The 12,090-nt window shown below is 59.8% G+C and carries 13 protein-coding genes and 1 tRNA gene; 4 read left to right on the top strand and 10 right to left on the bottom strand.

Annotated features, from left to right (window positions below):
* Window positions 1-81: 81 nt before the first annotated feature.
* From ABE456_RS07390 to ABE456_RS07345, 10 genes are all read right to left on the bottom strand, one after another.
* Window positions 82-936: a hypothetical protein gene (locus ABE456_RS07390; protein ID WP_346643334.1), complete on the bottom strand. Its 855-nt coding sequence runs from the start codon at window positions 934-936 to the stop codon at window positions 82-84.
* 89 nt (window positions 937-1,025) lie between these two features.
* On the bottom strand, window positions 1,026-3,920 hold the full coding sequence (locus ABE456_RS07385) for a DUF927 domain-containing protein (protein WP_346643333.1): 2,895 nt from the start codon (window positions 3,918-3,920) through the stop codon (window positions 1,026-1,028).
* The gene (locus ABE456_RS07380; RefSeq protein ID WP_023382430.1) at window positions 3,917-4,201 is read right to left on the bottom strand and encodes a DUF3077 domain-containing protein; all 285 of its coding nucleotides are present in this window, start codon (window positions 4,199-4,201) and stop codon (window positions 3,917-3,919) included. The genes ABE456_RS07385 and ABE456_RS07380 overlap by 4 nt, the downstream gene beginning before the upstream one ends.
* On the bottom strand, window positions 4,198-4,485 hold the full coding sequence (locus ABE456_RS07375; RefSeq protein ID WP_346643332.1) for a hypothetical protein: 288 nt from the start codon (window positions 4,483-4,485) through the stop codon (window positions 4,198-4,200). The genes ABE456_RS07380 and ABE456_RS07375 overlap by 4 nt, the downstream gene beginning before the upstream one ends.
* 540 nt (window positions 4,486-5,025) lie before the next feature.
* Window positions 5,026-5,358, bottom strand: a complete 333-nt coding sequence (locus tag ABE456_RS07370) for a hypothetical protein (protein ID WP_069943424.1) — start codon at window positions 5,356-5,358, stop codon at window positions 5,026-5,028.
* The gene (locus tag ABE456_RS07365) at window positions 5,355-5,615 is read right to left on the bottom strand and encodes an AlpA family transcriptional regulator (protein ID WP_139668892.1); all 261 of its coding nucleotides are present in this window, start codon (window positions 5,613-5,615) and stop codon (window positions 5,355-5,357) included. The genes ABE456_RS07370 and ABE456_RS07365 overlap by 4 nt, the downstream gene beginning before the upstream one ends.
* Before the next feature lie 69 nt (window positions 5,616-5,684).
* The gene (locus tag ABE456_RS07360) at window positions 5,685-6,473 is read right to left on the bottom strand and encodes a hypothetical protein (RefSeq protein ID WP_346643331.1); all 789 of its coding nucleotides are present in this window, start codon (window positions 6,471-6,473) and stop codon (window positions 5,685-5,687) included.
* 271 nt (window positions 6,474-6,744) lie between these two features.
* The gene (locus ABE456_RS07355; RefSeq protein WP_346643330.1) at window positions 6,745-8,034 is read right to left on the bottom strand and encodes an integrase arm-type DNA-binding domain-containing protein; all 1,290 of its coding nucleotides are present in this window, start codon (window positions 8,032-8,034) and stop codon (window positions 6,745-6,747) included.
* Window positions 8,035-8,195: 161 nt separating this feature from the next.
* Window positions 8,196-8,271: transfer RNA gene (locus ABE456_RS07350), tRNA-Thr, on the bottom strand.
* Window positions 8,272-8,342: 71 nt separating this feature from the next.
* Complete coding sequence (locus tag ABE456_RS07345; RefSeq protein ID WP_346643329.1) at window positions 8,343-8,753, bottom strand: pilin; 411 nt, start codon at window positions 8,751-8,753, stop codon at window positions 8,343-8,345.
* A 216-nt stretch (window positions 8,754-8,969) separates the two neighbouring features.
* On the opposite strand from ABE456_RS07345, the gene ABE456_RS07340 reads away from it, so the two are divergent.
* Genes ABE456_RS07340 through yacG form a run of 4 tightly spaced genes read left to right on the top strand, consistent with a single transcriptional unit; the run spans window position 8,970 to window position 11,867 of the window.
* Window positions 8,970-10,178, top strand: coding sequence for a type II secretion system F family protein (locus ABE456_RS07340; protein ID WP_346643328.1), 1,209 nt, complete (start codon window positions 8,970-8,972; stop codon window positions 10,176-10,178).
* A 2-nt stretch (window positions 10,179-10,180) separates the two neighbouring features.
* Complete coding sequence (locus tag ABE456_RS07335; protein WP_346643327.1) at window positions 10,181-11,047, top strand: A24 family peptidase; 867 nt, start codon at window positions 10,181-10,183, stop codon at window positions 11,045-11,047.
* Window positions 11,047-11,670: a dephospho-CoA kinase gene (gene coaE / locus ABE456_RS07330; RefSeq protein ID WP_346643326.1), complete on the top strand. Its 624-nt coding sequence runs from the start codon at window positions 11,047-11,049 to the stop codon at window positions 11,668-11,670. The genes ABE456_RS07335 and coaE overlap by 1 nt, the downstream gene beginning before the upstream one ends.
* Window positions 11,667-11,867: a DNA gyrase inhibitor YacG gene (yacG, locus tag ABE456_RS07325; protein WP_016484797.1), complete on the top strand. Its 201-nt coding sequence runs from the start codon at window positions 11,667-11,669 to the stop codon at window positions 11,865-11,867. The genes coaE and yacG overlap by 4 nt, the downstream gene beginning before the upstream one ends.
* The last annotated feature ends 223 nt before the right edge of the window (window positions 11,868-12,090 follow it).

The following is a 12,090-nucleotide window of genomic DNA, read 5'->3' as shown; positions in this document are numbered from 1 at the left end:
CAACCGATTTTTTAGATGAACACGTAGGAAAACCTGAACCATGCAACAGCAAACAGCCCGCATCTGCGGGCTGATTCGGAGTTACGCTTCCAGCAGGTCTGCTATGGTGATGTCTTTAGAGCGGTCTAGCACATCGTCTCGCTGAAGCTCTCTGGCTGCAGGGCCGAAACCTGGAATTGATAACCTTGATAACGCCATGCCAGCCCCACCTCGATGACGATTTGCTGCCAGGATGCGAGCCCCCACGCCTACGAGCTGCTCAGCCAAGTGATTCCACTCATCACCGAGAGCTATCTCGATCGCAGCCAAAGCTGTGCTCTGCGCCTCGTGCCCTTGTTTCTGAGCATGTACGATCTGAGCGTCTAGCGAGTCAATCTCTGCCTGCAAAGCAGTCGTCAGCAGTTCTTGGCGCCTTGCGTGTTCATCCGCCTCAATGAGCTGGTTACTTGCTTTCTGCATCTCGGTGTTTGCCGCCTTTTCACCTTTGCTATCACCAGAAGCGATACTTCGTGCATACAGGTTTGCCGCGTCCAACTTGGCCTGTCGAGCCGCTTCAAGCGCCAACTCCATATCTTTCTGAATTGCTTGGAGGCGTCCAAACAGGAGCCTGCGCTTCCCCTCCAAGATGGAGATCGCGCTAGTTGAATCAGACATGAGCTGGCGGGCTTGTGTCTTGCTTTCCTCGGCATTTTCGAGGCGCTCACGATAATCTATCTCGTTGTCGAGCTTCTCCAGTTCCGCAGAAATGCTACGGACGCGACACTCATCAGCGGAAATCTGTTCCGCGGCTGCCGTAGATTCAGGGCTACCTATACAATTGCCGTTGCGCCAAGCATTCGGCATGTCTCGCCAAGCTGAGAGTTGACCTGGAATACTGGCCTCAAGCGCATCACGTTCAGCAATCAGTTCATCTCGCTGTTTTTTGAGTTCATTCATGATCGATACCTAAAAATGGGTTTGTGTTGTGACCGGGGCTGGCAAGACCACTCGCTGCCATCGCTACCTCATGGATTAGAGGTGGTGGTTCAAGCGGCCTGCGCTTCGTTCTCAGCCGGTTCAGGGATCGTCACGACTACGTAGCAGCGCTGCAGTCCAAGGCCGGGCAGGCGCACAGATACGGAGGCCTTGCCGTCCTTGCCAGGCTCCAGTACTCGACGCCGCAAAAGCTCTTTGTTCACTGCATTGAGGTTCATGCCGCGGAAGATCTCAGAGCGCCAAGCTTCCGGGAGTACGTAATAGGTCGTCGTCGTGTGCGCCGTGTCACCCATGCCATGTTCCATAGACTTGCGAAAGCCAAGTCGATCAAGGGTGCGGGGACCATGTTCATCAAGCTTGGCAGCAGCAGATTCCCATCGCGTAAAGCGGCTTTCGCCGAACCTCTCGATCACTTGGCGAAGGCGAGCAAGAACTGCATCACCTTCCATGTTCCCGGCGCCGCCTCTCTCAGCCAACCAGGCCTCCAGGCATACGCGGGCGGAGTCGAGAGCCAATCCATCCGGCCATCCAGTAACGCCCAGGGCGGTGGCCAGCTCTCCAGCCGCTGCAGCCAATCCGAAGCGAGTAGCAGCACGCTGAGCCTGTCCGCTCGCACTGATTGGTAGTGCTTCTGCAGTGAAACGCTCCACGGTGCTGCGGACCATGGCTACGTAGGCGCGCAGTTTGACCGGGTCGCATAGGGCCGACAGGAATGCTAATGCAGGTGATCCATAGGACTTGGCCACACGGGCTTTCAGAGCATCCGAAAGCGCAGCCGCATCTTCAAAACCATGCAGCTCCTCGAACAGCCCCATTCCTTTTCCGGCATCAGCCGGCACGGCTAGTAGCCGTACTTCCATACCCGCTTTTAAATCTTTGTTTGCTTCGGCCATGTGCTGCGCAAGGGTCTTTTCTCCGGTGGAAAGGAACAGCAATCGCCACTCTTGTATCTGGCGCCCGCTCATCCCACGGTCGTTCGCCCGGGCTTTGCCTGTTCCGTTGCCAAGCATGTAGACCGTTTCCCCGATGATCCTTGGATCGCACATCCCGATTTCATCAAGCACCAAAAGGCCGTCGGAGTGTGCCGCCGCGATACTCTCAAGCGCGTTATCTGTAGAACGCCAGGAACGCACAAGGCGTGGCCCTCCCCAAACCGAAGCGGCCACCTGTAAATGGGTGGTCTTCCCGCCCGAGCTATCTCCATAGAGGTGGAAGCCGCCTGATTCATGTCCAAGCAAATGCAGCACCGCTCCAGCAAAAGCTACGCACACGACGAATGTCAGGCGGTTGTTTCCCACGCACAACGTGCCGATTTGCTGTTGCCACTGCTCTAGTGTTCCAACTTGGGTAATGGGCGGGAGCTGGGCGCCGGCTTCGTAGAAGTGCAGGTATTCAGTGCTGGCTCCGATCTGCCGATCCGGCACTAGGTAAGCATCCCCATGCCAGCCCAGACGAGTGACCAAGCGAGCGCGCTCGGAGCCGTCATAGCCTTGTAGGTAACTCTGCAAGTCGTTGCGCGAATTGCGAGCAGTACGCACGGGCGCCAAGCGCAGCCCCATATCTACCAGTGGCGCGAGCACCTCTTTGCCAAAGTCACCCGCCATCGCCCTGGCCGGAATGTTGAGGCGCTTGTTGGCACCATCCGGATCATCAAACTCCACCAGTAGGCCCCAGCCGTGGCCTTTTTCGTCACGGGTGCGAGCCAAGATCTCTAGCCGTGAACAAACCGGTCGTGCTTCGCCATCCTCACCGGCATAGAACACCCCATCCTTTGTGACGCGAAAGCCGCTCGGGGCCGGGGCGGCTTTCTTCTCGGATTGAGGCTTGGCCAGGCCAGTGGCCTTGCTCTGCTTGGTGGGTGTGGGCGTGACGGCAGGTGCGAGGGCAAACAGTTCCCCGGTGCGTTGCAGCTCCGACAAGTGTTGGGCTGTCCAGCCTTTGGATTGGGCATCCGCCGCATCGTCACCTTCGCGCCACTCACCGCCCGGCGCGAAAGAGGGGCGCTCACCGTCCATCCCAGGGAGTTGCTCGAACACCGCCAAGGCTACTGTCTGCACCGAGGCAGCGCCAAGCTTCCGCAGGTGATCGGCCAACGCATCCATGCACTTCAAGCCTGGAGCGTCGTTGTCTGGCCACAGCAATACGTCACGCCCGACTAGCGCCGCGAAATCAGCCTTCTGCCAAGAGTTCGTCCCGTTAGGCCAGCAGGTGGCAACATGCTCGGGCAACAGATCGGCAGCGGCATCAGCGGCCTTCTCACCCTCGCACAATACGACTGGTGCCGAGGGACGTTTAGCCAGGTCATCAAGGCGCAGGAGGGGGCGTGGCTCCGATAAGCCCTGCCAGCGCCAAGCCAGCGAGCCGTTAGCAGAGTTTTTACACCAGGTGAGGGGCGCGAAGACTTTGCGCGCCGCACCTCTCTCATCCGGCCCAAGGTCAAAACGGTACAGGACCATAAGTGGCTGACCGTTGCCGTCACGGTAAATCCAAACCTTGGAAGGTTTACCGTGCTGCCGGTGCGCTTGCAGCACCTTCTGCATTGCCTGCTCAGGAATGGGCAACATGGGCACCCACTCTGGCTTTTTTGCCTGACCAGTGGGTGGTGTGACATTGGTGCTATTCGTTGCCTCGACACCTAGGAAAGCCGCCAGCTTGTTGCAAGCTTCCACATCGGTGCCGCGATCAAGGTAGCGTACCAGGTCGATCAAATCGCCGCCTTTGTCACCGGTGGCGAAGTCGCACCAGGTAGCTTTGGCCAGATTCACCTTGAGCGATCCTGAATGCTTGTCAGCTCGGGTTGGGTTGGGGGCGGTGTATTCCTTGCCGCCGTCTACACGCTTGCCATTGGGAAGCCAGTGGGCTAACACGCGATCAATCGCCGCCAGGGAGGCCGATTTGACTTGGGCAAAGGTCGGATGTCGGGAGTTGGGGGTGGTCCTGCTCATGCTTGGCCACCCTCGGCAATCTGAATCCCAGTGGTTACATCATCGACAAGCGCCTTTGCCTGCTCGCCCAGATAATGTGCCGCCCACACCAGTGCATTGTTGTCTTCGCTCACGCCAGCCAGCTGGGTAAGTTTGTTTACGCAGTTCATGAGCACCGATGCCTGCTCCAATGCTTCCTCACCGGAAACACCAGGGCACACCTTGAAGAGCGGTTGATTCAACGAGTTGTGCTTAGAGAAGGTGACCCCACCTACGGTATTGACCTGAAAGTGCCCGTTCATTTCCGGCCCCCTTCCGCGACATGGGAGGTCGAGTCATCGGCATGCACGACCAGGGTACGAATCTGCTCCAGCGTTCCGCGAACATCCCACAGGGCGCCGAGGATCACACGATTAGCCAAACGTTGGCTCTGATCCGCCTCGAATTGGTCCTCAAGCAAGCACAGCACTGCTTGGGCTCGCTCAATAGCGCAGGTGAGCGCATCAATCGGGACGCCTGCCGGCGCATTCGCTGTGATGCATAGCAGGTCTTCTGGCTGAGAAAAGTGCTGTATTGGATTGGTCATTGGGCACCCCCGTTTGCTTCCAGGGCTCGAGCACGGGCCATCGCAGCGTTGTAACGCGCCAAGCGGACGGAGAGGGACGAGTCGGCGTGCAGTGCCGCGATGGCACGGGCCTTCAGGGCAGCAATGTGGTTTTGGAGGGCAGACGGATTGAGGGCGTGCATGGGCGGAGCTCCTTGATTTGAGGAGCTGCCACTGATCGTCGCCAAACGATTTAGGGTGGCAGCTGTGCGCAGGTTGGCGAACCGGGAATCAAGGAACCCGGCAGACCCGAAGGTCTCCCACGCACAGCCGCCATAACACGGGAATGCGGGCACAAAAAAAGCGCCTGCATTCGTGATAGGGGCGCTTGTGCGCCTTGATTTCGTCGGGTCGCCAAACCCGGTCGCTGAATTTGCAGCGACCTGCGAAGAGTAACGTGTGAGCCGACGAGGCGCAAGCCGGTAGGTGCGGGCAGGTTGCATGGCTCTGGGCCATGGCATAGAGTAGGCGGGCAAAGTGAATATCCTCAGACGCCCTCGGTTGCAGCCGGGGGCGTTCTCGTTAGTGAGCGGCGACCGGGCGGCGCTCAAGCTTGAGCCAAGTGAGATTGCGGCCTTGCCGCGCCTTCTCATACATCTGCCCTAGTGCATCGGGATTGGCGAGCACGTTGGGAACCAGCTGCGCCGCATCTCGAATCGTCACGTCGCCAGGCGTCTCGATAGCCAGTAGCCCCCAATCGAGAGTCGGCCAAATCAGCAGCAGAACGTGCGCCCCTTTGGCCAGCGCTTCGTCCCGCAGTTTTTGCAAGCGCGCCAGCCGCCCATGTGTTGGAGCCTTTTGACCCAATTCGTCGATTGCATCGAGCGCTGCGTGAGGGAGGAAAATGGGCGTCATGCGGCCACCTTGTCACGCGCAGCGATACGAGCGCGCGTCCAGGCCTGAACTTCAGAAAGAACCCAAGCCACGGGAGCGCCGCGGGCGGTGCTGTCAGTGAGTTTCACAGGCTGAGGGAATGTGCTTTCAGGTTGACTCATCAGCTTGTAGATCGTTGGGCGTGCAAGCCCCACGAGCTCTACAACTTCTTTCATGCGAATGAGCCTAGCCGGCTGATCGATTGCAGAGCCGCCCAGCGGTGCGGGTTGGAGTGTCATAGCTGTATCCCTGTATTGGTTTTACAGGGCGGAGCCTATGCAGGGGCTACCTAGCTTTGAAGGTTCACTTTACTTTTTGCTTAGTGAACTGGGAGGGCCATAACCCAGCCAGGGAATGCGCTTTAGAATTGCCCCCATCTGAACCTTCGATAGCGACGCCCCTGTTTCGCGCTCCTGCCAGGCACGTAGCTTACTGTTCAGATTGTGCATGGCTGTTCCTGCGGTGATGAGTTCCAGCGCTTTCGCTTCTATGGATTGATCACGGCTCTCCAAGCCTTCCCGGCGCCGAGCAATCCCACTCAACACCCCGTCGATTTTGGTGTCCGCATGCCTCGACGCTGCGTTGGCCAACTCGCCTATCTCACAGCATGCTGCGTTTTCATCAGGTTCCAGCCAGGCGCTAGCACCTGGCACGTAGTCCTCAATGCAGCAAAGGTGCATCTGATAGTACTCAAGGGCGGGTATCTCTTGACCTTGTGTAATCAAGTGTTCGGCCAAGCCGCATAACGCGTGGATAGCATTTGCCAACGCGAAAGCAGCAATAACTTGCACCTCTGTCGCCGTTTCCAGCCCGGTATAGTTCCGGAACTGGGCTACAAGTTGCCTAGCCCCGTAGTGAGAAATCACCTGGTAGATCGCGTCATTGTATTGCAGTGCAGCATTGCTCAGCTCTGCGCCGATTTCCTCCGGCAGCCAGTGGCGGCAGCGCTCCATGATGTTCAGTACGGCATCAACCTCTGAAGCGTAACCACTGAAGATTGGAAGGCGCTTCAGATGCTCCCTGATGGTGCTGGATTCGGTCCGGGTCGGATGGATGGCCAGCCCATCAATGGACAAAGAGTCAGGCTGTATCAACATTCCCCCACGCCCCGGCAGTTTGCGCCGAACCCGCGATTTGCTTTTACCTGAGAGAGCATGCGCATAGGCCAGCAGGCGGGCGAGGGGCTTTTGGCGTTACACGGGACCGCGAGGTTACACCGGATGTACGAAATTATTTTGGTCGGTGTTACGTGCCTAATCCCCAATGATTTCAGCGTCTTGGCCTGATCCGTTACACCGGTTACACCTCGTACACCGGCTTTTGATGGGACGAGCATTGTCATGCCCTCCACCATCTTCTCAGTCTGCTTCATGGATAGAGGGACCTCCCATGGGCAAAATCATAGGGAGTAATCGCATCCCTGCGATTAGCATCCAGGTAGTCGGCCCACCACTGCACCATAAGTCTCCGCTCTTGTAAGTGCTGAGCCTTGTGGATGTAGGCGGCACGCACCGTGTTTCTCTCTTGGTGGCTCATTTGCCGCTCGACCGCGTCTTTACTCCAAAGTCCAGACTCAACCAGTGCAGAACAGGCCATTGTCCGAAAACCATGGCCGCATACCTCTGCTTTGGTGTCATACCCCATTCGCCGCAGGGCTTTGTTCACGGTGTTCTCGCTCATGGGCTTCCAGTGATTGTGGTCACCCGCAAACACCAGATCGAAACGACCAGTGAGGTTACGAACTTTCTCCAGCACCTCTACAGCCTGTCGGCTGAGCGGCACCAAGTGTGGCGTGCTCATCTTGGAGCCTCGATGGGAGTTCTTCACACCCTCAATAGCCAACCTTTCGCCAGGGATTTCCCACATCAGCCTCCCCATGTCTATCTCTCCCCAGCGAGCGAAGCGGAGCTCGCTGGAGCGGATGAACACCAACATGGTCAGCTGCACTGCGAGCTTGGTCAGGCCGCGCCCGCTGTCGGCATCTATCCTCTGGAGAAGCTCAGGTAAGCGCTCGAATGGCAAAGCAGGCCGGTGCGCTGTTTTGCGCGTAGCCGTGGCGCCTTGCAGATCGATCGCAGGGTTGAAATCTAGATGGCCATGCTGAACCGCCATACGGAGGATCCCCGTCATGTACTGGCGTAGGCGTGCAGCCGTATCCAAGGTATCCCTCTTTTCCGCCGCTTTCAGCGGAACAAGCAGATCCCGTGTTTTCAGCTCCGCGACCGGACGATCACCAAGAGTGGGCAACAGGTGGGATTCAATGCGTCGCCATACGGTGGAGGCATGACCAGGTGTCCACTTACGAGCGCAGGCCGCATGCCATTCCTGTGCAAGCAAACGGAAGGTATTCGCCCGGGCATTGACCGCTTCCTGTTTGTCCAAGCGCGCCTGCTCGATAGGGTCTTTCCCAGCAGCAAGGAGTTCAAGCGCCTGAGCGCGTCGCTCCCTGGCCGCTTTCAAGCCGAGCGCCGGATAGTTGCCAAACGTTGCTAAACCATCACGGCCATCAGGTTTGGTGTACTTCATACGCCAAGTCTTGACGCCTGACGGCTTCACCAGCAGGTAGAGGCCTTTGCCATCGAACAGCTTGTAGTCCTTCTCCCGAGGCTTGGCCGCATCACATTTGGGATCGGTGAGAGGCACCACTGTGCGCGCCATAGGGATACGTTTCCTTGTCGAACCGAGATATCCCTAACCATATCCCTAAATCGCTTAGATGCCCAGAGACAAAACGAGACAGGCAGAAACAACAAAGCCCGCGCTAGGCGGGCTTTGCGGGGTGTTTCGTAGACAGTCATAGACTTCTGGAAACTGGTCTCTGGTGCCGGAGACAGGAATCGAACCTGCGACCTTCGCGTTACGAGTGCGCTGCTCTACCGACTGAGCTACACCGGCGTGTAGCGCAACGTACCACTGCTCGCACCCGTTACGCAAACCCCTGTTTCCGCTAGTTTATTGCCCTACCCTCAAGCCCCCTTGCACCCTTTCGGCGCCAGGTCTTCCTCGATGTCGGTCGTGCACGCCCACCCAGTAGCCGAACGCGTCAGGGTCAGCGCCTTGCCCAGCACATTGGCCGGGGCATCCACCAGCGTGCAAACAATGCTGCCGCTGCCATCCGCCGCCTTGCCGCTGGCCGTAATCGCACAGTTCGCCGTTGCTGGCTGGCCACCCAACTCGGCCGCCCCAGCCACATCCTTCCCGTCATTCAACCGCAAATCCATCGCCGTCTTCAGCGCGCTGATCTCCAGCAACCCGGCCGCAGCCTTCGAACGCGACTGGTGGTTGGTGTACATCGGTAAGGCGATGGTCGCCAAAATGCCGATGATCGCGACAACGATCATCAGTTCGATCAGGGTGATACCGCGTTGCCCTTTCATGAACGTATTTCCTTTTTGATTCGCTTACTCGTTGAGGTCAGTTCCGCCTCAAGCGGCAGCGGCGCAGTAGGCCTGAACAGACACCTTTTGTCACCCCTGCCCGCTTGGGCGTCATCTTCGCTGAACTACTCTAGTGAGCATCACGGAAGCGTGCCCTTGCATGGACGCGGCAAGCTGTTTCCAGGCTTGTCGCACGGGCAGAAAAAGGACCTTTGCATGAACCCATCCACCCCCCTCTACAGCTGGCACGGCACCGATGCCAACGGCAAGCCGGTCAGCGGCCAAACGCCTGGGCGCAGCCCGGCCTATGTACGGGCCGGGCTGATCCGCCAGGGCATCAAGGTGGCCAGTTTGCGGCCTGCCAGCGGGCTGACGTTCAGTTTGCCCAAGCGGCGGCAGCAGGCTGACCCGGCGGGGTTCAGCCGGCAGTTGGCAACCTTGCTCAAGGCCGGGGTGCCGCTGCTGCAGGCGTTCGAAGTGATGGGGCGCAGTGGTTGCGATGCGGCGCTGGCGGCGTTGCTGGAGAAGTTGAAACAGGATGTGGCCTCGGGCCTGGGGCTGGCAGATGCGTTGCAGCGCCACCCGGTGTGGTTCGATGCGTTGTACTGCAACCTGGTGCGGGTGGGTGAGCAGTCCGGCACGCTCGACCGGCAACTGGAGCAGCTGGCGGGCATGCTGGAACAGCGGCGGGCGCTGCATAAGAAGGTGCGCAAGGCGATGATCTACCCGCTACTGATGTTGCTGACCGGGCTGGGGGTGTCGGCGATTCTGTTGCTGGAGGTGATTCCGAAGTTCGAGGGCATGTTCTCTGGCATGGGCGCTGAGTTACCGGCCTTTACCCAGTGGGTGATCGACTTTTCCACAGGGTTGAGTCGGTTTGCACCGCTGTTGCTGGTGATGGCCGTGGTGCTAGGTTTTGCCGTGCGCCAGCTGTACCGGCAACATGCGCCAGCGCGCCTGTGGATATCCCGGCGGGTGCTGGGCTTGCCGGTGTTCGGCAAGTTGCTGGGGCAGGCGGCATTGGCGCGGTTTGCGCGTAGCCTGGCAACGTCTTATGGCGCCGGGGTGCCGTTGCTGGATGCGCTGGGTACGGTGGCCCGGGTGACGGGTGGCGATTTGCATGAGCAGGCGGTGTTGCGGCTGCGCCAAGGCATGGCCAATGGGCAGGGGCTGAACCAGGCGATGGCGGGTGAGCCGCTGTTTCCGCCGTTGCTGGTGCAGCTGACCGCCATCGGTGAATCCAGCGGCACGCTGGACCAGATGCTGGAAAAAGCCGCCAGCCATTACGAGGAACAGGTCAGCCAGGCGCTGGACCAGTTGACCAGCCTGCTGGAGCCGGCCATCGTGCTGATCCTGGGCTTGCTGGTCGGTGGCCTGGTGGTGGCGATGTACCTGCCGATCTTCCAGTTGGGTAGTTTGATCTGAACATGACTTTATGGACATTCCTGGCCGAACAGCCAGCGTACTTCATCACCCTGGCCACGCTGCTCGGCCTGCTGGTGGGCAGCTTCCTCAACGTGCTGGTGTACCGCCTGCCGATCATGCTGGAGCGCCAATGGCAGCGTGAGGCACAAGAGGTTCTTGGGCTGCCGAGCACGCCGCACGAACGCTTCGACCTGTGCCTGCCCGCCTCGCGCTGCCCGCATTGCGCACATCAGATCCGCGCATGGGAGAACATTCCGGTCATCAGCTACCTGGCCTTGCGCGGGCGGTGCTCAGCCTGCAAAGCCCGCATCAGCCCGCGCTACCCGCTGCTGGAGGTGGCTAGCGCGCTGCTGTCGCTGCTGGTGGCCTGGCACTTTGGCGCATCGGCCGCGGGCTTGCTGGCGCTGCCACTCACCTGGTGCCTGCTGGCCCTGAGCCTGATCGATGCCGAGCACCAACTGTTGCCGGATGTGCTGGTGCTGCCGATGTTGTGGCTGGGGCTGATCGTCAACGCCTTTGGCATCTACGTGCCACTGGCCGATGCACTATGGGGCGCGGTGGCCGGGTACCTCAGCCTGTGGACGGTGTACTGGGTGTTCAAACTGGTCACCGGCAAGGAAGGCATGGGCTATGGCGACTTCAAGCTGATGGCACTGATCGGCGCCTGGGGCGGCTGGCAGGTGCTGCCGTTGACGCTGCTGCTGTCATCGGTGGTCGGGGCGCTGGTTGGCCTGTGCCTGCTACGTTTGCGCCGGCATGCCATGGGCACGGCCATGCCGTTCGGCCCTTATCTGGCGATTGCGGGGTGGATTGCCGTGCTCTGGGGTGATGAAATATACGCCTCTTACATGCAACTGCTTGGATTCTGATGACCAGTGCAGCCTTTACCCCCTGGATTCTCGGCCTGACCGGCGGCATCGGTAGCGGCAAGAGCGCCGCTGCCGAGCGTTTTGTCGAGCTTGGCGTGCACCTGGTCGATGCCGACCAGGCCGCGCGCTGGGTTGTCGAACCTGGCCGCCCGGCCCTGGCCAGCATCGTCGAACGCTTCGGCGCTGGTGTACTGCAGGCGGACGGCCAACTCGACCGCGCCGCCCTGCGCCAGCTGATCTTCGCCGACCCGGCGCAGCGCAAGTGGCTGGAGCAACTGCTGCACCCGCTGATCGGGCAGGAGATTTTCAGCTACCTGGCCAAGGCGCAGTCGCCGTATGCGGTATATGTGTCGCCGCTGCTGATCGAGTCGGGGCAATACCATAAGACCCAGCGCGTGCTGGTGATCGACGCGCCGCAAGAGCTGCAAGTGGCGCGCACCCTGGCGCGGGACAACACCAGTGCCGAGCAGGTGCAAGCCATTCTCCAGGCCCAGCTGGCCCGCGAGGAACGCCTGCGCCATGCCGATGATGTGGTGGTCAATGACGGCGACCTGGCCGCGCTGCATCAGCAGATTGACCGCCTGCACCACTTTTACCTGACTTTACGAGGAGGCCAGCCATGAGCCAGCCATTGACCGTCGACTGCCCGACCTGTGGCGCACCTGTGGAATGGAACGAGAAAAGCGCGTTCCGGCCGTTTTGTTCGGACCGTTGCAAGCTGATCGACCTGGGCGCCTGGGCGGCTGAGGAACACAAGATTCCCGGGGCGGAAGAGTCCGAGGATGAGCTGTATTCGGGGGACCTGGAGCCGCGGCACTGATCCACTAAGACGGTGGCCGTGGCGGCCCTTTCGCGGCGGTTCGACGCCTCGATCAACCCGCTCCCACAGGGCCCTCCACAAGCTTGAAGGCTGGCGCGGTACCTGTGGGAGCGGCCTTGTGTCGCGATGGGCCGCAAAGCGGCCCCCGGTTTTAGCGTTGATGCAGAAATCGCCGGGGCTGCTGCGCAGCCCTTTCGCGACACAAGGCCGCTCCCACAAAGAA

Origin of the sequence: Pseudomonas sp. TWI929 (genome assembly GCF_039673335.1) — a bacterium.
In the GTDB taxonomy this organism is placed as follows: Bacteria; Pseudomonadota; Gammaproteobacteria; order Pseudomonadales; family Pseudomonadaceae; genus Aquipseudomonas.
This window is presented reverse-complemented; position numbering and strand designations above follow the sequence as displayed.